Annotated in this window: 22 protein-coding genes; 16 read left to right on the forward strand and 6 right to left on the reverse strand. The window is 69.3% G+C overall.

Annotated elements, in window-relative coordinates:
* Positions 1–122: 122 nt before the first annotated feature.
* From OG928_RS25065 to OG928_RS25110, 10 genes are all read left to right on the forward strand, one after another.
* Entirely contained in the window at positions 123–1,373 is a 1,251-nt protein-coding gene (locus OG928_RS25065; protein ID WP_406287586.1) for a GNAT family N-acetyltransferase, read from the forward strand.
* Positions 1,374–1,555: 182 nt separating this feature from the next.
* Positions 1,556–4,777, forward strand: coding sequence for a M14 family zinc carboxypeptidase (locus tag OG928_RS25070; RefSeq protein WP_406287588.1), 3,222 nt, complete (start codon positions 1,556–1,558; stop codon positions 4,775–4,777).
* A gap of 311 nt (positions 4,778–5,088) precedes the next feature.
* Complete coding sequence (locus OG928_RS25075) at positions 5,089–5,652, forward strand: hypothetical protein (RefSeq protein WP_406287591.1); 564 nt, start codon at positions 5,089–5,091, stop codon at positions 5,650–5,652.
* Between the two features lie 198 nt (positions 5,653–5,850).
* Positions 5,851–6,855, forward strand: a complete 1,005-nt coding sequence (gene gap, locus OG928_RS25080) for a type I glyceraldehyde-3-phosphate dehydrogenase (RefSeq protein ID WP_406287593.1) — start codon at positions 5,851–5,853, stop codon at positions 6,853–6,855.
* 114 nt (positions 6,856–6,969) lie between these two features.
* Positions 6,970–8,157, forward strand: a complete 1,188-nt coding sequence (locus OG928_RS25085; RefSeq protein ID WP_406287596.1) for a phosphoglycerate kinase — start codon at positions 6,970–6,972, stop codon at positions 8,155–8,157.
* Positions 8,158–8,160: 3 nt separating this feature from the next.
* Positions 8,161–8,976: a triose-phosphate isomerase gene (gene tpiA, locus OG928_RS25090; protein WP_406287598.1), complete on the forward strand. Its 816-nt coding sequence runs from the start codon at positions 8,161–8,163 to the stop codon at positions 8,974–8,976.
* Between the two features lie 366 nt (positions 8,977–9,342).
* Positions 9,343–10,995, forward strand: a complete 1,653-nt coding sequence (locus OG928_RS25095) for a hypothetical protein (RefSeq protein ID WP_406287600.1) — start codon at positions 9,343–9,345, stop codon at positions 10,993–10,995.
* Positions 10,992–11,345: a hypothetical protein gene (locus tag OG928_RS25100; protein WP_406287602.1), complete on the forward strand. Its 354-nt coding sequence runs from the start codon at positions 10,992–10,994 to the stop codon at positions 11,343–11,345. The genes OG928_RS25095 and OG928_RS25100 overlap by 4 nt, the downstream gene beginning before the upstream one ends.
* A gap of 126 nt (positions 11,346–11,471) precedes the next feature.
* Positions 11,472–11,708 carry a preprotein translocase subunit SecG gene (secG, locus tag OG928_RS25105; protein ID WP_026218871.1) on the forward strand — a complete coding sequence of 79 codons (237 nt, stop codon included), beginning with the start codon at positions 11,472–11,474 and terminating at the stop codon, positions 11,706–11,708.
* 209 nt (positions 11,709–11,917) lie between these two features.
* Positions 11,918–12,205, forward strand: coding sequence for an RNA polymerase-binding protein RbpA (locus tag OG928_RS25110; protein ID WP_020553570.1), 288 nt, complete (start codon positions 11,918–11,920; stop codon positions 12,203–12,205).
* Positions 12,206–12,411: 206 nt separating this feature from the next.
* On the opposite strand, the gene OG928_RS25115 is transcribed toward OG928_RS25110, so the two are convergent.
* The gene (locus tag OG928_RS25115; RefSeq protein WP_406287604.1) at positions 12,412–13,758 is read right to left on the reverse strand and encodes a tetratricopeptide repeat protein; all 1,347 of its coding nucleotides are present in this window, start codon (positions 13,756–13,758) and stop codon (positions 12,412–12,414) included.
* Positions 13,759–14,066: 308 nt separating this feature from the next.
* Here OG928_RS25115 and OG928_RS25120 point away from each other — a divergent pair, with 308 nt between their 5' ends.
* Complete coding sequence (locus OG928_RS25120; protein WP_406287605.1) at positions 14,067–14,651, forward strand: hypothetical protein; 585 nt, start codon at positions 14,067–14,069, stop codon at positions 14,649–14,651.
* Between the two features lie 175 nt (positions 14,652–14,826).
* Here OG928_RS25120 and OG928_RS25125 read toward each other — a convergent pair whose 3' ends face one another.
* The 3 genes from OG928_RS25125 to OG928_RS25135 form a co-directional block, all read right to left on the reverse strand.
* Positions 14,827–15,210: a hypothetical protein gene (locus tag OG928_RS25125; protein ID WP_406287607.1), complete on the reverse strand. Its 384-nt coding sequence runs from the start codon at positions 15,208–15,210 to the stop codon at positions 14,827–14,829.
* Between the two features lie 538 nt (positions 15,211–15,748).
* Positions 15,749–16,858, reverse strand: coding sequence for a methyltransferase domain-containing protein (locus tag OG928_RS25130; RefSeq protein ID WP_406287609.1), 1,110 nt, complete (start codon positions 16,856–16,858; stop codon positions 15,749–15,751).
* Positions 16,859–17,116: 258 nt separating this feature from the next.
* The gene (locus tag OG928_RS25135) at positions 17,117–17,341 is read right to left on the reverse strand and encodes a hypothetical protein (protein ID WP_406287611.1); all 225 of its coding nucleotides are present in this window, start codon (positions 17,339–17,341) and stop codon (positions 17,117–17,119) included.
* A gap of 124 nt (positions 17,342–17,465) precedes the next feature.
* On the opposite strand from OG928_RS25135, the gene OG928_RS25140 reads away from it, so the two are divergent.
* From OG928_RS25140 to OG928_RS25155, 4 genes are all read left to right on the forward strand, one after another.
* A complete protein-coding gene (locus tag OG928_RS25140; protein WP_406291194.1) occupies positions 17,466–18,314 on the forward strand; it encodes a Scr1 family TA system antitoxin-like transcriptional regulator in 849 nt (282 codons plus the stop codon).
* Positions 18,293–18,490 (forward strand): DUF397 domain-containing protein, encoded by a 198-nt coding sequence (locus tag OG928_RS25145; RefSeq protein ID WP_406287612.1) that lies wholly within the window; start codon positions 18,293–18,295, stop codon positions 18,488–18,490. Before OG928_RS25140 ends, OG928_RS25145 begins: the two co-directional genes overlap by 22 nt.
* 36 nt (positions 18,491–18,526) lie before the next feature.
* The gene (locus tag OG928_RS25150; RefSeq protein ID WP_406287614.1) at positions 18,527–18,718 is read left to right on the forward strand and encodes a DUF397 domain-containing protein; all 192 of its coding nucleotides are present in this window, start codon (positions 18,527–18,529) and stop codon (positions 18,716–18,718) included.
* 235 nt (positions 18,719–18,953) lie between these two features.
* The gene (locus OG928_RS25155; RefSeq protein WP_406287616.1) at positions 18,954–19,478 is read left to right on the forward strand and encodes a hypothetical protein; all 525 of its coding nucleotides are present in this window, start codon (positions 18,954–18,956) and stop codon (positions 19,476–19,478) included.
* Between the two features lie 83 nt (positions 19,479–19,561).
* Here the strand turns inward: OG928_RS25155 and OG928_RS25160 are convergent, their stop codons facing one another.
* A complete protein-coding gene (locus OG928_RS25160) occupies positions 19,562–19,924 on the reverse strand; it encodes a hypothetical protein (RefSeq protein ID WP_406287618.1) in 363 nt (120 codons plus the stop codon).
* 92 nt (positions 19,925–20,016) lie between these two features.
* Complete coding sequence (locus OG928_RS25165) at positions 20,017–20,961, reverse strand: heme o synthase (protein ID WP_406287620.1); 945 nt, start codon at positions 20,959–20,961, stop codon at positions 20,017–20,019.
* 389 nt (positions 20,962–21,350) lie between these two features.
* Between OG928_RS25165 and tkt the strand changes: the two genes are divergently transcribed.
* Positions 21,351–23,441 (forward strand): transketolase, encoded by a 2,091-nt coding sequence (tkt, locus tag OG928_RS25170; protein WP_406287622.1) that lies wholly within the window; start codon positions 21,351–21,353, stop codon positions 23,439–23,441.
* Positions 23,442–23,478: the final 37 nt, after the last annotated feature.

Genomic DNA, 23,478 nt, shown 5'->3' on the forward strand with positions numbered 1-23,478 from the left:
CAGGGCCGGGGCCGCGAAAAACCACTCGAAGGCGCCGAACCCCGAGACATAGGGTCTCGGGGTCGGCGCCTTCGCCCATGCCCGTGGAGGGAAGGCCGCACCGCGAGGAAGGAACCACCGCAGTGGACATCCGAACGATCGGCGAGGGCGATGTCATCGCCTGGACCGATGCCATGGCCATCGGTTTTCAGCGCGTCCCGGACAACTCCAAGGACAACCGCGAGAAGCGGGTCGACCACTGGGTTCGGCGTGTCCACAACGACTTCACTCGCGCCCGCGGGGCCTTCGACGGCGACCGCTGCGTGGGCACCTTCCGCAGCTTCGCGACCGGTCTGACCCTTCCGGGCGGGGCGATCCTGCCGGTGTCGGCGATCACCAACGTCACCGTCACCCCGACCCATCGCCGGCGCGGCCTGCTCACCTCGATGATGCGCGCGGACCTGGCCGACTCGGTCGCGCGCGGCGAGGCGATGGCGATCCTGATCGGGGCCGAGTACCGGATCTACGGCCGGTTCGGCTTCGGGGTCGCCACCGACTTCCAGAAGCTGACCCTGGACACGCTGCGCACCGACTTCGTCGCCGACGCGCCGGTCGAGGCCGGCGGTCGGGTCGAGTTCGTCACCCCCGAGCAGGTGGTCGAGCTCGGCCCGGCCGTGTACGAGGAGTTCCGCCGGCTGCGCCCGGGGGCGATCGGTCGCAGCCCGTTGTGGTGGGACATGTACGCCGGCCTGGAGGCGCCGCCGAGCGGTCCGACTCCGGGCCGCTTCCACGCCGTGTACCGCGACCCGTCCGGGCGGATAACCGGTCTGCTCGGCTACCGCGTGAACGACCACTGGGTCGAGTTCGCTCCCCGGGTCACGCTCACCGTCGACGCGCTGATCGCGCTCACCCCCGAGGCCGAGATCGCGCTGTGGCGGTTCTGCGCGAACGTGGACTACGTCCACCTCGTCGAGGCCGAGGACCGCAGCCCGGACGAGTTGCTGACGCACTGGGTCGAGGACCCCCGGGCGATCACCACCGGGTCCCGCCGGGACTTCGTCTGGGCCCGTGTCCTGGACGTGCCCGCCGCGTTCTCGGCGCGCACCTACGGCGCCCGCGACAAGGTCGTGGTCGACGTGCGTGACGACCTCGGCTACGCCGCGGGCCGGTTCGCGATCGACAACCGGTCGGGGGAGGCGGTCTGCGCGCCGACCGGGGATCCGGCGGATCTCGCGCTGGACATCGCCGAGTTGAGCGCTTTCGTCCTGGGTTCGGGATCACCGGTACGGCGGGCCGACGCCGGACGGATCACCGAACTCGTGCCGGGCGCGGCCGAGCGGGCCGAAGCGCTCCTGCGCACGCCGCGCGAGCCATGGTGTCCCGACTGGTTCTGACCACATGGTGGAATCTTTGCGCGTAGCTTCGATCGAATATGACCGTCCGTCAAGTCTCGTGTATCACACGGTAGTTGCCGTAGCATGCGCAACACCCGGGCGCTGGAGTCTCGTTCCGTCCCTACAGGCCGAGTGATTCCGCGCCGTCCCGCATGCACGCCGACCACACGACTGGGGGGTCGATGAGGCGTCATCGTTCCAGGGGCACCACCAAGCGAGTACGGATCGCAACGACGGGGGTGGCGGCGTTGTCGCTGGCGCTCGGTCTGTTGACCGCGGCGCCGGCCACGACGGCCGCACCGAACGAGTCCCCGTCCTTTCCCGAGGTGACCACCGCGCCGCCGGAAGCGAAACTGCCTCCGGCCGGCGACAACGGCCTGCGGACCTATTCGGTCACGGCCGACGCCGCACAGCTGAAGCAGATCTTCGAACTCGGTATCGATCGGCATGAGACCGAGGTCCGCAAGGCGGCCGAGGGCAAGGCCAATCTCGAGGTCGTGCTCGATCAGGGTCAGGCCGCGAAATTGCGGGCTGCCGGGATCGCGCTGGACGTCAAGGCCGAGGCCGCGCAGGACCGTTCGCTTGCTCCGGCCGCGGCCGGGGTCTTCCGCAAGTACAGCGGCGAGGGTGGGCTCGGCGCCGAGATGGTCCAGCTCGCCAAGGACCACCCGGACATCGCGAAGACCGTCAGCATCGGCAAGACCGTGCTGGGGCAGGACATCCTGGCGGTCAAGGTCACCAAGAACGTGCGCACCAGCCCGGACGGGTCCAAGCCGGGCGTGGTCTACATGTCCAACCAGCACGCCCGCGAGTGGATCACGCCGGAGATGACCCGCCGGCTGATGCACAAGTACGTGGAGGGCTACGGCACCGACGACGTGGCCACCAAGCTGGTCTCGGACAACGAGCTGTGGTTCGTGCTCTCCGCCAACCCCGACGGCCTCGACTGGACCTTCCAGCCCGGCCAGCGGCTGTGGCGCAAGAACCTGCGGGACAACAACGGCGACGGGGTCATCACCGCCGGCGACGGCGTGGACCTCAACCGCAACTTCGACTACAAGTGGGGCTACGACAACGAGGGTTCCTCGCCCGACCCGGCGAACGAGACCTACCGGGGCACCGGTCCGTCCTCGGAGCCGGAGACCAAGGCGATGCAGAACTTCGCCAAGCGGGTCAAGGCCGAGTTCGTGGTCAACTACCACTCCGCCGCGCAGCTCCTGCTGTACGGCGTGGGATGGCAGGTCGAGACGCCCACCCCGGACGACCAGATCATGGTCGCGCTCGCGGGCGACGACGCGCATCCGGCGGTGCCGGACTTCGACCCCGACCTGTCCGCGGAGCTCTACACCACCAACGGTGACACCGACGGGCAGATGAACGAGGCGTACAAGACGCTGTCGTTCACCCCGGAGATGTCCACGTGCGTGACGGCCGCGAACTACCTGCCGGACGACCCGTACACCCCGGCGAACTGCGGCAGCATCTTCAGCTTCCCGAACGACGAGACGCTGGTCGCGATGGAGTTCGCGAAGAACATCCCGTTCGCGCTGTCGATCGCCAAGTCGGCCGCCGACCCGGACGACCCGGTCTCGGCGGTCGGCTGGAAGGCGCCGGACCTGGTCGCCGACAAGTTCGAGCACTCCTACGCCGAGGACCACGACGACCAGACCGTCGCGGTGATCGCCAAGCGGAGCCTGAGCGACCGCAAGCTCAACTACCGCGTCAACGGTGGCAAGACCAAGACCGCGGGCGTCAAGGAGTGGAAGGGCGGCGAGCGCTACGGCGGCGAGGGCACGCGCTACCTCGCCGAGTACCGCGGTGACGTCAAGAACGTCCGTACGGGCGACAAGGTCGAGGTGTGGTTCACCGGCGACAAGCCCGGGACCGGCAAGGTCGAGAGCGAGCACTTCACCTTCACCGTGGAGTCCGGGATCCAGGAGAAGACCGAGACCCTGGTCGTCGCCAACGAGGACTACAAGGGCGTCAACCCGACCTACCCGGCGGGCACCGTCGGGCCCAAGTACGCGCAGCAGTACGTCGACGCCCTGCAGGCCAACGGCATCCGTGCCGCGGTGTGGGACGTGGACAAGCTGGGCGTGCCGCACCCGTTGGGCGTGCTCTCGCACTTCAAGGGCGTGTTCTGGTACCTCGGTGACAACCGACTGACCCAGAACCCGTCCGACGAGTACACCGACGTCTTCGGGCAACCGGTCGCCGACGCCCAGGTCGCCGACTCGGTCCAGTGGCTCACCATGGCGGTTCGCGACTTCATCAACGAGGGCGGCAAGGTCGCCCACCTCGGTGAGACCGCGGGCTACTTCGGTCCGCTGCGGGGCGCCGCGGGCGGTGGCATCTACTACGGCCTCAACGGCGCGCCGGACAAGCCGTGTGTGATCACGGCGGACCCGGCGGGCGACTGCCTGATCGTGTCGGACGACTTCACCCAGTACTACCTGGGCGCGTACGACCGGTCCGCCACGAACGGAGCCACCGGGTTCACCGGGACCGGGGCACCGCTGATCGGCCTGGACAAGGCGCTTCCGGGCACCGCGTCCAACCCGCTGAACGAGGCGGGCGGCTATCTGCCCACCGGCGCGGTCCTGCCGGACCACCCGCTGTTCGACAGCCGTCCGGCGGCGACGTACCAGGGGAACACCTCGGGTCCGTTCTCGCCGGCGGAGGGCAAGTGGTACATCAACGGTCTGCACACCGACAACGCCTACAAGCGGTTGATGCGCACGATCGACCTGAGCACGGTGTCCGCAGCGGACGCGGCGAAGCTGACCGCGCAGATGTCCTACAACGCGGAGGACGGCTGGGACCACGTCATCGTCGAGGCCCACACGGTCGGCGCCGACGACTGGACCACGCTGCCCGACCTGAACGGTCGGACCACCACGACGCCGTCCACGCAGTGCGAGGCCGGCGACTACGTCAACGGTCACCCGCAGCTGCGGCACTACCTGACGGTGGCCACCCCGACCTGCAAGAACACCGGGACCACCGGGGCGTGGAACGCGTTCACCGGCGACTCCGGCGGCTGGCAGCCGGTCGCGTTCGACCTGTCCGCGTACGCGGGCAAGAAGGTCGAGGTCTCGATCGCCTACGTGAGCGACTCGTCGGCGAACGGGACGGGCGTGTTCATCGACGACACCAAGGTCGTCACGAACGCGGGCGTCGTGGACGCCGAGGGCTTCGAGACCGGCCTGGGCCCGTGGGTCCTGGCCGGACCGCCGCCCGGTGACCAGTCGATCAAGGGTTACGACCGCAGCGAGGCCGTCTTCGGCACCGCGGTGGTCGTCACCGACGACACCATGCTCTTCGGCTTCGGCCTGGAGCAGCTGGCGAACCCGGCCGACCGCAAGGCGGTCGTGGACCGGATCCTGCGGGAGCTCTACAAGTAGCGCGCACCATCGGTAGGGCAACGAGAGGGAAGTCCCGACTGTGATCACGCGGGCCCCCGACGGAAGATGCTTCCGTCGGGGGCCACGCGCGTTCGTACCGCGGCACACCGCGTTCGCGCGCACCGGAATCACCCGGTCGCTGGGGCGCCGGTTCCCTCGTTGGTAGCGACGCGGCGGTCGCGTGCGCGGGCCCGCGCGAAAATCGGTGGCGGGAACGACGCCCCCGGCGGAGACTCCTCGGCCGGGGGCCACTAACGTTCGTGCGCACATTCGAGTTCCCATTTGCAGCAAGCCTTCGGGGGAGATTCACCTTGAGCAACAACATGCCGGGTCAATGGGGGCAGCAGCCGGGGCAGCCCGGGCAGGGACAGTGGGGGCAGCAGCAGCCCGGCCAGGGACAGTGGGGGCAGCAGCCCGGTCCGTACGGCTCGGGCCCCTACGGCGGTCCGCCGCCGCAGCCGCCGCGCCGGGAGGGCAACCCCGGTCTCGGCATCGTGGCCGGCGTCGTGGCGATGCTGGTGGCGGCCGGGCTGTACGGCTTCATCGTCAAGTCGCTGGAGATTCAGAGCACGTACTTCGGCCTGGGGGTCGCGGCGCTGATCGCGTTCGCGATCGGCAAGATCGGCGGGTCGCACCCGGCGCTGCCGATCGTCGCCGTGCTGCTCGCCCTCGTGGGCGTCATGCTCGGCCAGCTCACCGCGATCACGCTGGACGGCGCCGACGAACTGAACATGTCGGTGCTCGATGTGCTGTCCGAATACAGCAGCGAGATCTTCAAGGCGTGGAAGGAGGACCTCGGCTTCGTCGACATCCTCGTCTACGCCTTCGCCGGGTTCGGGGCCTTCGGGATCACCAAGTCGGTCGGCGAGAAGTAGGCGCCGTCCTACCCCGCATTGGTCCGCTTTTCTGATGGTTCATCACGCCCTGGGTGCCTTCCGCAGCAAGCCTGCGTGAAGGTGCCCGGGGCGTCACGGTAGGGTCGGACATGGCCGGGGATATCGCGGATTCCACTGACCATCTCCTCGGTCACATCACCATCAGGGCATTCGGCGTTCGACAGAGGAGATCGGTTCGTGACGATCCGGGTAGGCATCAACGGATTCGGCCGTATCGGCCGCAACTTCTTCCGCGCGGCGCTGGCCTCGGGCGCGGACTTCGAGATCGTCGGGGTCAACGACCTCACGAACATTGCGACCCTGGCCCACCTGCTCAAGTACGACAGCATCCTCGGCCGCATCGGCGCCGAGGTCACCTACACCGACGACGCGATCACCGTCGGCGACAAGACCTTCAAGGTCATCGCCGAGCGTGACCCCGCCGCGCTGCCGTGGGCCGCGCTCGGTGTGGACATCGTGATCGAGTCCACGGGCATCTTCACGGACGCCGAGAAGGCCAAGAAGCACATCGAGGCCGGCGCGAAGAAGGTCATCATCTCGGCTCCGGCCAAGAATGAGGACGTCACCATCGTGATGGGCGTCAACCACGAGAAGTACGACGCCGCCGCGCACACGATCATCTCCAACGCCTCCTGCACGACCAACTGCGTCGCGCCGATGGCCAAGGTTCTCCTGGAGAACTTCGGCCTGGTCAAGGGCATGATGACGACGGTCCACGCGTACACGAACGACCAGGTCATCCTGGACTTCCCGCACTCGGACCTGCGCCGCGCCCGGGGTGCCGCGACCAACATCATCCCGACCTCGACGGGTGCCGCCAAGGCCACCGCGCTGGTCATCCCCGAGCTCAAGGGCAAGCTGGACGGCATCGCCATGCGCGTCCCGGTCCCGACCGGCTCGGTCACCGACCTGGTCGTCGAGCTGGAGCGCGAGGTGACCCGCGACGAGGTCAACGCCGCCTTCCAGAAGGCCGCCGAGGGCTCGCTCAAGGGCTACCTCACGTACACCGAGGACCCGATCGTGTCCTCGGACATCGTGACCGACCCGTCCTCGTGCACCTTCGACTCGGGCCTGACCATGGCCCAGGGCAAGCAGGTCAAGGTCGTCGGCTGGTACGACAACGAGTGGGGCTACAGCAACCGCCTGGTCGACCTCGTCGGCTACATCGGTGGTCAGCTCTGACGGTGCGTCACACGCGCTGAGATTGCTTGACGATGCGGGCCCGGGTGACACGTCGTCGCCCGGGCCCGTTCGCTACCCCCACCCGTTTCTTCGACATCCGAGGACGAGTCGAACTTGAAGACCATCGACGACATCGACGTATCCGGTAAGCGCGTCCTGGTACGCGCCGACCTCAACGTCCCGCTCGACGGCGGACGCATCACCGACGACGGCCGGATCCGGGCGAGCGTCCCGACCATCGAGGCACTGCTCGCCCGCGGTGCCAAGGTGATCGTGTGCTCGCACCTGGGCCGGCCCAAGGGCGCCCCCGAGCCGCAGTTCTCGCTGGCGCCGATCGCCGCCCGCCTGGGTGAACTCCTGGGAGCCCCCGTCGCGTTCGCGACCGACACGGTCGGCGAGAGCGCCGCGGCCGTGGTCGCGGGGCTCGCCGACGGCGAGGTCGCGCTGCTGGAGAACCTGCGCTTCAACGCGGGCGAGACCAGCAAGGACGACGCCGAGCGCGGCGCGTTCGCCGACCGGCTGGCCGCCCTCGCCGACGTGTACGTGGGCGACGGCTTCGGCGCGGTGCACCGCAAGCACGCGTCGGTGTACGACGTGCCGGCCCGTCTGCCGCACGCGGTCGGCGGCCTGATCGCCACCGAGCTGGACGTGCTCGAGCGACTGACCGCGAACGTGCAGCGCCCGTACGCGGTCATCCTCGGCGGCTCGAAGGTCTCCGACAAGCTCGGCGTCATCGACAGCCTGCTCGACAAGGCCGACCGGATCCTGGTCGGCGGCGGCATGGTGTTCACCTTCCTGGCCGCGCAGGGCCACGAGGTGGGCAAGTCGCTGCTGGAGAAGGACCAGATCGACCGGGTCCGCGACTACCTCGCGCGTGCCGAGGCCAACGGCGTCGAGTTCGTGCTGCCCGTCGACGTGATCGCGGCCACCGCGTTCGCCGCCGACGCCGACCACGCGGTGGTTTCGGCCGACGCGATCCCCGCCGACCGGCTCGGCCTGGACATCGGCCCCGCGTCCGGCGAGCTGTTCGCCGACAAGATCGCCGACGCGCAGACCGTCTTCTGGAACGGCCCGATGGGCGTGTTCGAGATGGAGCCGTACAGCCACGGCACCCGCGCGGTCGCGCAGGGCCTGATCGACTCCGACGCGTTCACCGTGGTCGGCGGCGGCGACTCGGCCGCGGCCGTGCGCACGCTCGGCTTCGACGAGAACGCCTTCGGTCACATCTCGACCGGGGGCGGCGCGAGCCTGGAGTACCTCGAAGGCAAGTCCCTGCCCGGCCTCGAAGCCCTGGAGGGCTGAACGATGTCCGCTGCCGCCAAGGCGCAGAACACCCCCGGTCGCATCCCGCTGATGGCGGGCAACTGGAAGATGAACCTCAACCACCTCGAGGCCATCTCGCTGGTGCAAAAGCTCGCGTTCACGCTGAACGACAAGGACTTCGACCAGGTCGAGGTCGCGGTGCTGCCGCCGTTCACGGACCTGCGCTCGGTACAGACCATGGTCGACGCCGACAAGCTGCGGTTCACCTACGGCTCGCAGGACATCTCGCAGCACAAGGGCGGGGCGTACACCGGCGAGATCTCCGGCTCGATGCTGGCCAAGCTCAAGTGCACGTACGCCACGGTCGGGCACTCCGAGCGCCGGCAGTACCACGCCGAGGACGACACCGTCGTCAACGCCAAGGTGCACGCGGCCTACGCGAGCGGCCTCGTGCCGATCGTGTGCGTCGGCGAGGGCCTGGACGTGCGCAAGGCCGGTGAGCAGGTCGCGTACACGCTCGCGCAGGTCGACGGCGCACTCAAGGGGATCACGGCCGAGCAGGCCGAGTCCGTGGTGATCGCGTACGAGCCGGTGTGGGCCATCGGCACCGGCGAGGTCGCCACCCCCGAGGACGCGCAGGAGGTGTGCGCGGCGATTCGCGGGCGGCTCGCGGAGCTCTACAGCGCCGACCTCGCGGACCGCGTGCGGGTGCTGTACGGCGGTTCGATGAAGCCGTCCAACGTGGCCGGCCTGATGGCGCAGCCGGATGTGGACGGCGGCCTGATCGGCGGCGCGAGCCTGGTCGCCGAGGACTTCGTCAAGCTCGTGCGCTACCGCGACCAGGCGGTCGCGCAGTAGTCGAGTCGAACGTGTGCGACGGGCCCGGGGCGGGAACGCTCCGGGCCCGTTCGCGTTCGCGTTCGCGTTCGCGTTCGCGTTCGCGTTCGCGTTCGCGTTCGAGCTCGCGTGCGCGGCGCCGGTCCGGCGCGTGCGCGTCGCGTCCCCGGCGCGCGTCGGGCGCGGGCGGGTGGGCGCGTGTCCGGGCGAGAGCCCCCGAGTGGCCGGAATCACTCGTTCCTCATAAACCCGTCCCAAGAGGTTCCATTCCTCTTGCCCCTCCCGTAACGGATACCTGACGATAAGTCATCGCCAAGTGGCCGGTAGTCGCCCCTCGCGGGTACCTGTACCGGCCGACCCCAGGGGGTCCAGGTGTCATTTCAAGACATGTCGGGAGCGGGAGGCGCCGGGGACACCGGAGCCACGAGGTATCTGTGTACGGGCGCGGAGATCGACGAGCGGTTCGGCGCCCGGGTGATCGAGGAACTGTGGGAGAACGCGCACCGCGATCGCGCGCCGTCCTACGGATACAACGAACAGGCGGTCCTGGAGCACGCGTTGTCCGCACGGCGCCGGCGGATCCTGCGCGACGTGGTCGCGTTCCTGGTCCCGGCGGTGCTGTTCATGGTCGGATTCGGCTTCGCGGCCGGGCTGTTCTGGCTCGCGATCGTGGTCGTCTTCGGGTTGATGACGGTGCGGAGCGGGGTCGCGGGCGGTGGCGGCGTACGCGACTTCCGCACCCGCGCCGCCGCGCACGTGTCGTGGATCGCGGCGCTGCTGTTCGGGATGATGCTGTATCTGGCGGGCGACGGGAGCGGCCTGCCCGACGGCGGCACGATCGCGGTGACGGTGTTGCCGGCGTTCTTCGTCGTGGTGTTCGTGGTGTGGATCGAGCGGATGCAGCAGCGCGCCACCGTGGTCGGCGACCTGGGACCGGGACGGACGTGGGTGCCCACCCCGCCGCCCGGGCCGCTCGGGGCGCCGGGAACGCTCCAGGGGGCGATGAACGAGGTGTTGCCGCCGCGGCCGACGCACGCGCCGATCGGCGCGGAGGGACCGACCCGGCTCGCGCCGCCGATACCGTCCGGGGTGCGCTACAGCGGATACCTGCCGTTCGTCGGCGCGGGCGAGCTGGTGGAGAGCTGGACGTTTCCCGTCGAGCTGCGCGGGGCCGGGCCCTCCGTGCTCGAAGCGCCGCGCAAGAGCGGGTTCAGACCCTTCAGTGTGGAGGAACTGACCACCGCCGTCTGCGAGTCCTTCGACGCGCTGGCCCGTTCCGAGGAGGGCAAGCACCGGCTGTCCGGGCTGAGCGTACAGATGCACGAGTTCAGCAGCGGGGTGACCGGCGGCGCGGTGCCGCCGCCGGTGGAGGCGACCCGACGCTACCTGTGCGTGCGGGTGGGCACGTGGTCGCAGGAGGTCGTGGTCTCGGTCCTGATCCGCTTCACGATGGACGGGCGGCTGCTGTACACCGAGCTGCACGAGCTGGTGCTGCCGCCGATCCGGCCCGAGTACCACGTCGCCGACGAGTGGCTGCACTCGGTCGACGCGGGGGCGGTGTGGGGTGCGGTCGGCCGCGCGCTCGTGGAGGCGCCCGCCCTGATGGTCTCCTCGGCCGGGCGGCTGATGCGGGTGTGGTCCTCGTGGTGGCGCCGGGCCGGCAATCTGCGCGCGGCGGAGGAGCGGGCGATCCGCAATCTGCCGGTGGACCGGGGCGCCCGGGCGTCGGTGCGCGAACTGGGCGCCTCGGCGACCTACGCGACGTTCTTCCAGAACTCGGACGCCGAGAAGTACCTGAAGCTGATCGAGCGCAAGTTCACCGCCTTCGTCCTGGATTTCCTCCAGCAGCGGAACGTGGACGTGACCGAGTATCGGCAGCGCAACGAGCTGGTTCTCAACAACGGGATCATCCAGCACGTCTCGGGTGATCTCAACAACAGTGGCGCGATCGTCGCGGGCCGCGGGAACCAGGCCTCGGTACGTGGCTCCGGCGGCGCCGGAACGGGCGCCGCACGATCGACGGCGGGAGGGACGACGTGAGCGACACGGAACCGAACGAGGACGACGCGGGCGGCAACGACGGGATCAGCCTGTCCGGCGGCCCGGTGACCAACACCGGGGCGATCGTCGCGGGCGGCGAGAACCGGGTCACGGTGCGGCGTACGGGAGCCGTACGGGGCCCCCGGGACCCGGGACGGGGGCATCCGCTGGCCAACACGGGTGGCCTGGTCAGCGGCGCGGGCCAGGAGGTGGAGATCGAGGACACCGGCGACGTCGACCCGGACGGGCCGGCCGAGCGGGCCGAGGAGGGCGAGGGGACCGAGCGGGCCGCGGGGGACGAGCGGGCCGTGGGAGACGAGGGGGAGCGGTCCGGGCCGGGCCGGCCGTAATAGGATGATCCGCCGGATTAGCCGAAGGGCCGTACGGCTCCCACCTGCGGGGCGCGACAGCGTACGCTGTCCGATGGCCGGGAACCCCCGGCCCCCGCGTTCCGCCAGAAGGAGTTGGGCCCGGCCGTGGTCACCGGTTTCTCGATCGCCCTGATCGTCTTCAGCCTGCTCATGGTGCTGTTGGTGCTGCTGCACAAGGGCAAGGGCGGCGGCCTCTCCGACCTGTTCGGCGGCGGCATGTCATCTTCGCTCGGCGGTTCGTCCGTCGTGGAGAAGAACCTCGACCGCATGACCATCATCGTGGGCGTGTGCTGGTTCGTGACGATCGTCGTGCTCGGTCTGCTGCTCAAGAACACGTACTGACAGCGCCGGTTCGGCCGCTGTTTCCACCCGCGCGGTGGCCTTTCTGACGGACTGTCGGAAAAGGCCCACCGCTCGGTTCAACCTTGCGCGAGGCGCACGTACACTGGACGCCAAGCCGCGCAACGGGGGCGCGACCTCAAGGACCAAGGGGAGTTTTTACCGTGGCAAGTGGCAACGCCATCCGTGGGAGTCGGGTCGGCGCCGGCCCGATGGGGGAGGCAGAGCGCGGCGAAGCAGCCCCACGTCTCCGTATTTCTTTCTGGTGCGCGAACAAGCACGAGACGCAGCCGAGCTTCGCTACCGACGCTCAGGTCCCCGAGACGTGGGACTGCCCCCGTTGCGGTCTGCCCGCCGGGCAGGACCAGCACAACCCGCCGGACGCCCCGCGTACCGAGCCCTACAAGACGCACCTCGCCTATGTGCGCGAGCGTCGCAGCGACGCCGACGGCGAGGCGATCCTTGCCGAGGCGCTCGCGAAGCTGCGCGGCGAGCTCTGACACCTCGGCCTCCGGGCCGGCGGACCCGTGATCCGGGTCCCATCGCCTGACAGCCTTGGAGCCGTCGGGAGTCACGGCACACCTTCGGGTGGTTCCGTTGCTCCCGACGGCTCTTTTCGGTGTGCGACTTCGCGTGTGATTTCGTGCGTGATTTCGTGCGTGCGACGTGGCTTCCCCGAGGCGATGCCGGGTCGGGCCCCTCGCTTTCAGTCGCGGCTCTGGAGGGCCTCCTGGGGGATCGGCCGGCGGCCCGTCTGACGCGGGAGCGGGAGTTGGCCGCGCTCGATCCAGGCCGGCAGTTCCTCGCCGGTGGCCGCGAGCCAGCGGTTGCGGACCGCGTCCGGGTCGGCGCGGTGGGCCCGGACCAGGGTGTCGCCGGCGAGGTCGGAGACCCGTTCGAGATTGAGCGCGGTGCCCACGCCGAGGGCCGCGGCGAGCGGCGGGACCGCGTCGGCGGGTCGGCCCGCGGCGACCAGGACTATGCCGTAGAGCGCGTAGGTGACGGGGACCTCGGGGAGGCGGGCCAACACCGGGTCGGCCCGCACCCGTCTCGCGCGCAGGCGGACCGCCTCCTCCAGGGCGTCGACGGCCTCGTCGTGCGCGCCGCCGGCACTGTGCAGCAGGCCCAGGCTCTGCAGCGACGCGGCGAGTTCGTCCTCGCGGCGGCCGGCGGGCGCGTGGTCGGCGCCCGCGTAGGTGCGGCGGACCTCGACCGCGTCGGCGGCCAGCGCGACCGCCTCGGGCCCGCGGCCGAGGCGGGCGAGGAGGGTGGCGTGGCGCAGCAGCACCGCGGCCTGGCGGGCGTCGGGCGGGCCGATCCCGAGCAGGCGTTCGGCCTCGGTGAACGCGGCAAGGGCGGCCTCGGCAGCGCCGGTCGCGGCGAGGCGGCCCGCGAGTTCGTCCAGGGACAGCGCGAGTTCGGCACGGTGTCGCTCGGGTGCCTGCGCGGCGAGCGTGCGGAAGAGCTGTACGGACTCGCGCAGCGCGGCGAGCGCGGCCTGTTCGTCGCCGTTGTCGCCGAGTCGGGCGCCGAGTTCGCGCAGCGACGCCGCGAGCAGCGGACGGTGCGTGCGGTGGTCGATCGCGCCGAGTCGGCGGGCGTGCTCGACGGCGCTGGTCGCCACCTTGACCGCGTCCGCGGCCCGTCCGTCGGCGGCGAGCACGGCCGCGAACGCGCGCAGGCCGCCGACCAGGGCGGGTCCGTGCCGGCGGTGGTCCTTGCCGGCGAGCACGCCCTGCATCCGGACCGCGGCGCGGGCGGGGGCCGCCGCGTCGGCGTGCCGGCCGGCCCGGGTCAGTTGCCGGGCCTTCTCGGTGAGCATCTCGGCCCGGGTCGCCTCGGCGTCGTCGGACTCGGCCGGCACCCCGCCACCCGGCGGAACGGATTCCGGTTCGGCCGGATTGCGCCCCTCGTACCGGTGCGGATTTGCGAGGTGCATCGGCGCGGGCGGGGGTTCGGGCACGGCGCGGCCCGGGCACGGCGATTGTTCCTCACGCCGGCGCCGGTATTCCTCCAGGTGACGCTCATGGCGTCGCAGCCATCCGAACCGCACGGGTCCCACCTCGCCTCTGGTCCCGAAGACCTCCGCGTGACGCTATCGCGAGCCGGCGTCCGCCGGGGCCGAACGGGTACGGATCCGGCCACGACCGGGCGACGTCCGTCGTGACGAGCGGCGCACCGAGCGCTACTTTGCCCAGCCCGTTCCACACCTTGATTTTGTCTTTGCTGTATTCGTGAACATCGACCGGCGGCCGATTTCCAAGATCGCTAATGTGTGCGAGTTCCATCGGAGTGCGGGCGCATGGCGCCCGGCGTACAGGGGGTTCGATGTATCCGATTACTCGCAGGACGTTGGGCGGGGTGACCGCCGTGACGGTCGGCGCGCTCATGTTGGTCGCGTGCAACGCGGACGGCAAGGACGACAAGAAGGACTCGCCGAAGGCGGCCGGCACCCCGGCCTCCACGGCGCCGGTGGTGGCGCCCGATCCCACCGGCAGCCCGGCCGCCTCCGGCTCGGGGCAGCCCAAGGCGCCGAAGTCGGCCAAGCCGTCGGCGGGTCGGTCGTCGGCGGCCGCGCCGGGCGACGACTGCGGCGCCGGGCCGACGATCAAGACCGGTCACAAGATCGTCTATCCGGTCAGGCAGCCCACCAAGGACTCGCTGTACTACAAGAACACCAAGTTCGTCTGCGACCCCAACGACGGCCACTTCGAGGCGGTCGGCGCCGAGCAGACGCCGCTGCACTTCGCGCCGAAGGCCACCGGAACGCTGAACGGCCCGACGCCGTGGAAGGCCGAGTACCTCGCCCAGGTGTGGGACCACATCGGCAAGTGCCTGGCGAACCAGACCGACGGTGAGTACATGTGCTCCTCGAACGGGGCCTACGACATCACCCTGAACGCCGCGAACGAGATCACCGACATCACGGAGATCTTCCACTCCTGATCCAGGGGGCCGCGCGCCCGGGCTGGACCCTCCCACGGTGGGAGGGTCCAGCATGGCCGCATGCGGGAAGAGGAACCTCTGCTCACGATCGGCCGCTTGGCGGCTGTGTCGGTTGAGCGTCAGGCAACCACGGCACTACGACGACGTCGGGCTGTCGCGGTCCGAGGGCTGCGGGTCATGAGGATGCGATCTTCCCGTCCGGGTATGCGGAAAGGAGCCGGTGGACGAGGTCCGGATCGGCGGACTCGATCTCCCATTCCGAGCTGTCGATCGCCAAGATGGAGACTGTCGGGTCCCGGGTTTCGGGTGGCATCCCGTCAAAACGGCCGTCGATGATCTGCTTGTTCGGAGTGACCAGCCGCAGCAGCTCCGTCGTCGAGATCCGGTCGCGATGTGTCAAGGACTCAAGCGCCGGATCGTGAGGCTCCGGCGCGAGTTCGTCGATCTCGCACGACCATTCCAGATCCACGCCGTGGGTTCCGAGGTGCCCGAGTATCTCGGCGAGGCCGATATAACCGTCGTAGGTCGAGTCGCGCCATGCGGAGAACGTGATGACCACGTGTCTGTTCACTTCCTTGTGGAACGCTCTGTGGGATCGGTCAGGCGGAGGCGGGGTAATGCGCGTCGCCGCCTACTGGGTCGGCGAGGGCAGCCCGGCCTTTGCCCGCCAGAAGGACGGATCGCTCGGTCCGTCGATCCAGGCGCCCACCTACTCTGCCGCTCGCTCGAACGCTCGTGCAGTCCTCATACTTCGATCATGGCCAGAGCGCGGAGCCCTGACAACCATGATTCCGAACAAGACGATGTTCGCGAGGCGCGGTGATCATGTGTCAGACACGTCCCAGCCCTGAGGCGGGAGTTCCGGGGCTGGCCGGGCCTCTGGTTCTGCGTGGCCTGAGGCCGGGTGACAACCCGAGGTTGTCGCCCGGCCGCTTCACGCTCGCGCGGCAACCTTGACGGCCTGTTTCTGCCCCACGTTCCGTGACGTCGGCGGGGTTGGGCTTTCGTCGGGTGGACAACTCGTCGGGCCGTCGGCCCCGCGTGATCGCGGTGGGTCCGCGTGGCATGGGTGGCTCGTCACCCTGCCGGCGGCAGGGCTACGACACGCCCACGACGACATCCAGCGGGTCGTCCAACCACACCCGCTGCCCGCGCGCATCGACCGAGATCCCGAAGCGGGACCGTTCCGGCTTGCCGAGTTCGTGCCACCGCAGAAAGGCGCTCTCGGTCTCGTCCCACAACGTCCGCGGGCCGAACTGCTCGACCCCATAGGCGTCTTGGTCGGGGGCATACCGCACGGAGGCCCACGATTTCCCGTCGTCGGCGAAGAGCCAGAGCGTGGCTCCGCCGCTGCCATCGTCCGCTTCCGCCCAGCGATACCACGCGTCGGTGAGGTGGAGCCCGACGAAGAAGGCCGGATCGTCCTGTAGGACGTTCTGCGGTGGAACATCGGTCGAGCGCCGCCGACCCCTCTCCTCACGGTGGTGATCTCGGATCCGCCCGGCCCCTGCTCGATGCTTCCGGTCCCACATGAAGGCGGGGTCGCCGGAGAACGAGCCCCGGGCCCGGCCGGCTTCCACCGCCAGGGTGACGAAAGAGCCGTTGAAGAAGCTGCTGCCCCATGGGGTCACGATGCGACCGTCGAGGCATTGCTCCAACCAGGCCCGTGGGATCTCGCGCATGCTGAACGTGCAGATGATCCGCTGGTAAGGCGCTCCGCGACGGAATCCGTCGCGGCCATCGCCCACGGTCGCGGTCGGGCAATACCCGGCCGCCTTCAGGTTGTTCACCGCGGTGGCCAGGATCACTGGATCCAGCTCCACCGTCGCCACGTTCGCATCGCCGAGACGGTGCGACAACCAGGCCGCGTTGTACCCGGTGCCGGTGCCCAGTTCCAACACCCGATCCCCCGCGCGCGCATCGAGCAGGTCGAGCATCTCCAGCATGATCGATGGCATCGACGAGGAAGAGGTGGCAAGCCGGAACGCCCCTTCGTCGATCGGCATCCCGTCGTTGACCTGAGTCACGACGGGCACATCGTCGTACACGAGCCGCCGCCATTCCTCGGACTCCGCGGTGCCGCCGCACCCCTCTACGGCACTCGGGATGAACAGTCCCCGGTCCACCGACATGACGGCATCACGCCACTCGGGCGACAAGGCGCCCTTGCCGTCGAGCAGTTGAACGAGTCGCTCTTGCGTGGTCATGGAACCAACCTCACTTCTTCGGCGGCTCGTATGGCTTCATCGGCCCCGGAGGCTTGTCGCGATGCCCATCACTGTCGGATGTGTCGGGCTTTCCGGAGTGGTCGCCACCCTGGGTTCCCATAATTTTTCTCGCTTTCCGTCAGGTCGGTCATCGATCGACCGACTGTTTTCGCAGTGCGATCGAGGTGGAGGACGTCGGTCGCGGGGCGTTCCCCGCGTGGTCGGTCCGGGCGGGCCACCGGAACGCGGGGAGGGGTTCTAGGAGTTGCCGTGTTTCAGCGGGCAGGTGGTCGGACACGCGCAGGGTGGTTCGACCTGCGGCCAGGCGCGGGTGAACCCCTTGTGGTCTTCGGGCTCCTTGACCACGTGGACACCGGCCGCGTCGACCCGGTAGACGGCGATCCTGATGCCGCTGCCCGGGGGTTGGGGAGCCGGGTCGGGTCCGTAGTCGGCCGCTCGGAGATACCAAAGAGGGTCGTGCATGTCGACGCGCTCCTCATCTTTCGTATTCGCGTCATCACGATCTGTGTCCGATGATGCGCCGACATGGCTAGCCTGACGATGGGGCGAATGTTGTCAATTGGGTAGCAACAGGAGAGTGAACCCGATGGTGTTTCGTGGCCGGTCGCTGGATCCGGGAGCAGGACCAAGGCACGCGTATGGGGCGGGGATTCGAGCTCTGCGCGAGGGCGCCGGGATGTCACTCGCCGACCTCGCGGCGAAGGTCGGCTACGACCGAACAATCTTGTCCCGCTTCGAGACCGCAGAACGACCGATCCCGGAGGAACTGGCGCCGCTACTGGACGCGGCCTTCGGGACGCACGGGCTCTTCGTGGCGATGTACGAGACGATTCGCGACGACGTTTTCCCTGACTGGGTACGGGAGTTCGTGAACCGTGAGGCACAGGCGATCCGGATGCGGAAGTACAGCTCTGCCATGGTCCCTGGGCTATTGCAGACGAGGGCATACGCCTTGGCTGTGATTCGGGCGGGTCGCCCACGAGATGCAGCGGAAGAGGTGGAGGCGGCGGTCGATGCACGGATGAGTCGCCAGTCGTTGCTCGACAAGCAGGACCCACCGCACCTTTGGGCGGTCTTGGACGAGGCGGTTCTGCGTCGGACTGTCGGGTCACGCACCATCACGTGTGAGCAGTTGAAGCAGCTACTGGCCGTGGCCGAGCGGCCGAATGTGGTGCTTGAAGTGCTGCCGTTCAACAGTGGTGCGCACGCCTTTATCGGCGGGTCGTTGACCCTGCTGACCCAGGCTGACGGAGCACGCTGCGCGTACATGGAGAGCAGTCATACCGGGCAACTATTCGAAGAACCGAACGTCGTCGATGCCTACGAGCTGTCATACGATCACCTGCGTACGCACGCCCTTTCGCCTCGGGAGTCAGCAGCGATGATCGCGGCGGCGATGAAGGAGTACCAGAAATGCGAACTGCCTCCGAGCTGACCGCCGCCCAGTGGCGCAAGAGCAGCTACAGCAACGGCCAAGGCGGTGACTGCGTCGAGGTTGCAGCAGGCTTCACGATCGTCCCGGTCCGTGACTCGAAGGATCTGGATGCCGGGCACCTCCTGGTGAGCCCGGGTGCATGGTCTGCGCTGGTGGCTGCGCTGCGTATCGCCTGACAATCGTCGTGCCAGGGATGGAGCACTGAAATGCGAATGGCCATCAAGGCGACCGCCGTTCGGTGGCGCAAGAGTAGCTACAGCAACAACGCCGGGGGTGACTGTGTGGAAGTCGCCGCCGGCCTTGCGGTGGTTCCGGTCCGTGATTCAAGAGACCCAAGGATCGGCTACGTCACCGTTCCCCCGGCCTCTTGGTCGGCCCTGACGACTGCGCTTCGGACGATCTGACCGTGGCCAAGGCGACTGTCGTTCGGTGACCCGCCCCGGTGACCGCACGCCGCACACCCTGACGCCGTGTGGATATGCGGAAGGCGGGGCGGGAAATCGATACGGCTCCCGCCGCGACCTGCCGCCGCAGTCACGATGTCACGTTCTTTTCGGTTCCTACCGGAGCGTGAGCGGATTCGCTCGGCACACAGGGGGTTCGATGTATCGGGCGAGGCGAAGGGTGGTCGCCGTCGGCGTGGCCGTGGCCGTCGGTGCCGTCGTGCTGGTCGGGTGTGGCGGGGACGAGGGTGCGCCGGAGGTGGGTCGTACGGGTTCCTCGGTGCCGGTGGTGCCGAGTGTCGGTGGCACTGCCGAGTCCACGGGCGGCGCGCCCACCTCGGCGTCGGCCGAGCCGGTGGGCGATTGTGGGCCCGCGCCGAGCCTCGCGCCGGGGCACCGGATCGTCCAGCCCATCCGGCAGCCGAACAAGGACCAGCTCTACTTCAAGAAGACCAGGTTCGTCTGCGATGCCAACGGCGGCCACTACGAGGCGGTCGGCGAGGAGCAGACCCCGCTCGTCTTCGTGGTCGAGGTCGACGCCACGCTGAGCGGGCCGACGCCCTGGAAGGCCCGATACCTCGGACAGGTGTGGGTGCACATCGGCAAGTGCCTGGCGGGCGGGCAGGACGGCGAGCACATGTGTTCGCCGTTCCCGGTCTACGAGATCACCGTGGACGACAAGAAGCAGATCACGAGCATCACGGAGATCTTCCACCCCTGACACCGATAGGGCGGCGAACGTACGAACGGCCCCGCTCGCGTCGCGCGCGTGGGGCCGTTCGATCGGTCGTGGGGTGGGGTTCGCTACTGCGAACCGCCGCCGAGTTGCTTGTTCGCCATCCGGGACCACTCGTAGTTCGACGTACGCACCTTCGCCGCGAGTTCGTTCGGGAACTCCTCGTGCAGCGTGACGCCGGCCTGTTCGATGGCGCGACGGGCGAGCTCGGGGGAGCGGGCCACCTGGTCGCCCCACGCGCCGTCCGTGCCCACGAGCACGATCCGGGTCGCGTCGCGCCCCATGTACTCCACCACCGCGTCGCCGCCACCGCCGTGCGCGCCGGTGAAGCGTCGGATGTTCTTGGCGATCCTGCGGACCTGTCGCTCGGTGCGCGCGTCCGGGGAACCCGGCGTCTCCGGCGTGGCCGTCGTGGTCTCGGTGTCCGTCATGGAACCCACATTACCGACGGGTCACCACGGCCCTCGGCCCGGCCGGCGTTCGCCGCGTACCGGTCGCGGGCCACCGGTCCCGACCGGCAGCGTCAGAACAGCAGCGGGTCGACCGCCACCGCGACGAACAGCAGCGTCAGGTACGTGATCGACCAGTGGAACAGCCGCATCTCCTTGAGCCTGGCACCGGTGAGCCCGGCCTTCGCCCGGCGCTGGAGCCCGTGCGCCTCCCACACCCACGCGACGCCCAGGACCGCCGCGGCGATCGGGTACAGCGGGCCGGTGTCGGCGGCCGGCCACAGCAGCATCGACACCGCGACCATGACCCAGCTGTAGACCACGATCTGGTTCGCGACGACCTTGTTGCCCGCCACCACCGGCAGCATCGGCACACCGGCGTTGGTGTAGTCGTCGGAGAACTTCATCGACAGCGGCCAATAGTGCGGCGGCGTCCAGAAGAAGATCACCATGAAGAGTACGAACGGTGCCCAATCGAGCGAATTCGTGACCGCGGTCCAGCCGATCAGCACCTGCATGCAGCCCGCGATGCCGCCCCACACGATGTTCTGCGGCGTGCGCCGCTTGAGCAGCATCGTGTACACGACGACGTAGTAGAAGATCGCGAAGACCGAGAGCGCCGCCGACAGCGGATTGACCAGGAACCAGAACCACGCGGTCGAGACGACCCCGAGCGCGCTCGCGAACACGATGCTCTCGCGCGGCGACACCATTCCGGTGACCAGCGGTCGCCGTTCGGTGCGGTGCATCAACCGGTCGATGTCGCGGTCGATGTACATGTTGAAGGCGTTGGCACTGCCGGCCGAGAGATAGCCGCCGAAGACGACGAGGAGTACGAGGCCGAGGTCCGGCAGACCGTCGGCCGCGAGGAACATCACCGGAATCGTGCTGATGAGCAGCAGCTCGATGATGCGCGGCTTGGTGAGGGCCACGAAAGCGAGAACCCGGGCCATCGGCGGACGCGCGCCGGCCGGCGCACTTCCCACCAGGCCGGCCGGTCGGGATTCGACGGCTGTCACGAACACCCCATCAGCAGCGTTTTCGGCCGGGACCGGGTGCCGCCCGGATGCCGGTTGCTCGTCAATATGTAGGGGACGTCGGGTTGTCGAGGCCCGGACCCACTAGCAGGAAACTGTAGTCCCTCACCAGGGGCACAAACCGTCGGGGGCATGTCGGCCGCACTCCCGGGTAGCCGCGACGGGAGCGAGTTCCGTCCGAGTACGGTCCACGCCGAGGCGCGGTTTCGGCCATGCCGCGAACGTCACCACCCGGCCGGCCGTCCTCCGAGCAAGGCAGCGTCGGGCCCCCGGTAGGCTCGGGGCGTGTTTGAGGCGCCGGGGCGAAGGTCCCGAGCCGGCCGAATTTTTTCGGCCCAACCCGGAATACCCCGGAAGGAGCCCTGACCAGGGTGAGCACCATGCCGACCCCCGACAACAGCTCTCTCGAGTGGAGCGACCTGGACAAGCGTGCGGTGGACACCGCTCGCGTCCTGGCGATGGACGCCGTTCAGAAGGTCGGTAACGGCCACCCCGGAACGGCCATGAGCCTGGCCCCCGCGGCCTACCTCATCTGGCAGAAGTTCCTGCGCCACGACCCGACCGACCCGGACTGGACCGGCCGCGACCGCTTCGTGCTGTCCCCGGGTCACACCAGCCTGACCCTCTACACCCAGCTCTACCTGTCGGGCTACGGCCTGACGCTGGACGACCTCAAGTCGTTCCGCACGTGGGGCAGCCGCACCCCGGGCCACCCGGAGCACGGCCACACCGCCGGCGTCGAGACCACGACCGGGCCGCTCGGCCAGGGCGTGGGCAACGCGGTCGGCATGGCGATGGCGGCCCGCTACGAGCGCGGCCTGTTCGACCCGGAGGCGGCCCCCGGCACCTCCCCGTTCGATCACACCATCTGGGTGATCGCCTCCGACGGCGACCTCGAGGAGGGCATCTCCTCCGAGGCCAGCTCGCTCGCGGGCCACCAGAAGCTCGGCAACCTCGTGGTGGTCTACGACGACAACCACATCTCGATCGAGGGCGACACCGAGACCGCGTTCAGCGAGGACGTCCTCGCGCGCTACGCGGCCTACGGCTGGCACACGATCCGGGTCGAGCCGCACGCCAACGGCGACATCGACGTCGAGGCGCTGAACGCGGCGCTCGAGGCGGGCAAGGCCGAGACCGGCCGCCCGACGATGATCGGGATGCGCACGATCATCGCGTGGCCCGCGCCGAACCTGCAGAACACCGGCAAGTCGCACGGCTCGGCGCTGGGCGCCGCGGAGGTCGCGGCCACCAAGAAGATCCTCGGCTTCGACCCGGAGCAGCACTTCGAGGTCGCCGACGAGGTCCTGAACCACGCCCACAAGGTGGTCGACCGCGGCCGCGCCGCGCACGACGCGTGGAAGAACACCTACGCCAAGTGGGCCGAGGCCAACCCCGAGCGCGCCGCCGAGCACGCCCGCATCTCCGCGCGCCGGCTGCCCGACGGCTGGGAGAAGGCGCTGCCGGACTTCGAGGCCGGCAAGCCGGTCGCGACCCGCAAGGCGTCCGGCAAGGTGCTCGCCGCGCTCGGCGCGGTCATCCCGGAGCTGTGGGGCGGCTCGGCCGACCTCGCGGAGTCGAACAACACCACGATCGACGAGGGCAGCTCGTTCCTGCCCGAGGGCAACCCGCTCAAGGGCGCGAACCCGTACGGCCGCACCATCCACTGGGGCATCCGCGAGCACGCCATGGGCTCGACCATGAACGGCATCGCGCTGCACGGCGGGACCCGCGTGTACGGCGGCACGTTCCTCGTGTTCAGCGACTACATGCGCCCGGCCGTCCGGCTCGCCGCGCTGATGAAGCTGCCCACCACGTACGTGTGGACGCACGACTCGATCGGCCTCGGCGAGGACGGTCCGACCCACCAGCCGATCGAGCACATCGCCGCCCTGCGCGCGATCCCCGGCCTCGACGTGGTCCGCCCCGCCGACGCCAACGAGGTCGCGGTGGCGTGGCGCAAGATCCTGGAGACCACGGACCGCCCTGCGGGCATCCTGCTCACCCGCCAGGACGTACCGACCTGGGACCGCAACGAGTTCGCCTCCGCCGAGGGCACCGCGCGCGGTGGATACGTACTCGCCGAGGCCTCCAGCGGCATCCCGCAGCTGATCCTGATGGGCACCGGCTCCGAGGTGCAGATCGCCGTCGCGGCGCGCGAGGTCCTCGAGGCCGACGGCATCCCGACCCGGGTGGTCTCGCTGCCGTGCGTCGAGTGGTTCAACGAGCAGGACCAGGCGTACCGCGAGCAGGTGCTGCCGCCGTCGGTCAAGGCGCGCGTGTCGGTCGAGGCCGGCATCGCGCAGGGCTGGCGCGAGCTGGTCGGCGACGCGGGCCGGATCGTCTCGCTGGAGCACTTCGGCGCGTCGGCGGACTACAAGAAGCTGTTCGCCGAGTTCGGGCTGACCCACGAGGCCGTCGTTTCGGCCGCGCGGGAATCCCTGGCGCACCTCGCTAGCTGAACGTTACGTACCCCCTGTGGGGGGTGTCGGCCGGGAA

The organism is Embleya sp. NBC_00896 (assembly GCF_045207785.1).
Taxonomy (GTDB): domain Bacteria; phylum Actinomycetota; class Actinomycetes; order Streptomycetales; family Streptomycetaceae; genus Embleya.

What these genes read in the sequence shown, in the direction of transcription:
- OG928_RS25130 (WP_406287609.1), bottom strand. Translation starts at nt 16,858, where the DNA reads ATGACCACGCAAGAGCGACTCGTTCAACTGCTCGACGGCAAGGGCGCC.
- OG928_RS25135 (WP_406287611.1), bottom strand. Translation starts at nt 17,341, where the DNA reads ATGCACGACCCTCTTTGGTATCTCCGAGCGGCCGACTACGGACCCGAC.
- OG928_RS25095 (WP_406287600.1), top strand. Translation starts at nt 9,343, where the DNA reads ATGTCGGGAGCGGGAGGCGCCGGGGACACCGGAGCCACGAGGTATCTG.
- OG928_RS25140 (WP_406291194.1), top strand. Translation starts at nt 17,466, where the DNA reads ATGGTGTTTCGTGGCCGGTCGCTGGATCCGGGAGCAGGACCAAGGCAC.
- OG928_RS25150 (WP_406287614.1), top strand. Translation starts at nt 18,527, where the DNA reads ATGGCCATCAAGGCGACCGCCGTTCGGTGGCGCAAGAGTAGCTACAGC.
- OG928_RS25160 (WP_406287618.1), bottom strand. Translation starts at nt 19,924, where the DNA reads ATGACGGACACCGAGACCACGACGGCCACGCCGGAGACGCCGGGTTCC.
- OG928_RS25110 (WP_020553570.1), top strand. Translation starts at nt 11,918, where the DNA reads ATGGGGGAGGCAGAGCGCGGCGAAGCAGCCCCACGTCTCCGTATTTCT.
- tpiA (WP_406287598.1), top strand. Translation starts at nt 8,161, where the DNA reads ATGTCCGCTGCCGCCAAGGCGCAGAACACCCCCGGTCGCATCCCGCTG.
- OG928_RS25070 (WP_406287588.1), top strand. Translation starts at nt 1,556, where the DNA reads ATGAGGCGTCATCGTTCCAGGGGCACCACCAAGCGAGTACGGATCGCA.
- OG928_RS25145 (WP_406287612.1), top strand. Translation starts at nt 18,293, where the DNA reads ATGCGAACTGCCTCCGAGCTGACCGCCGCCCAGTGGCGCAAGAGCAGC.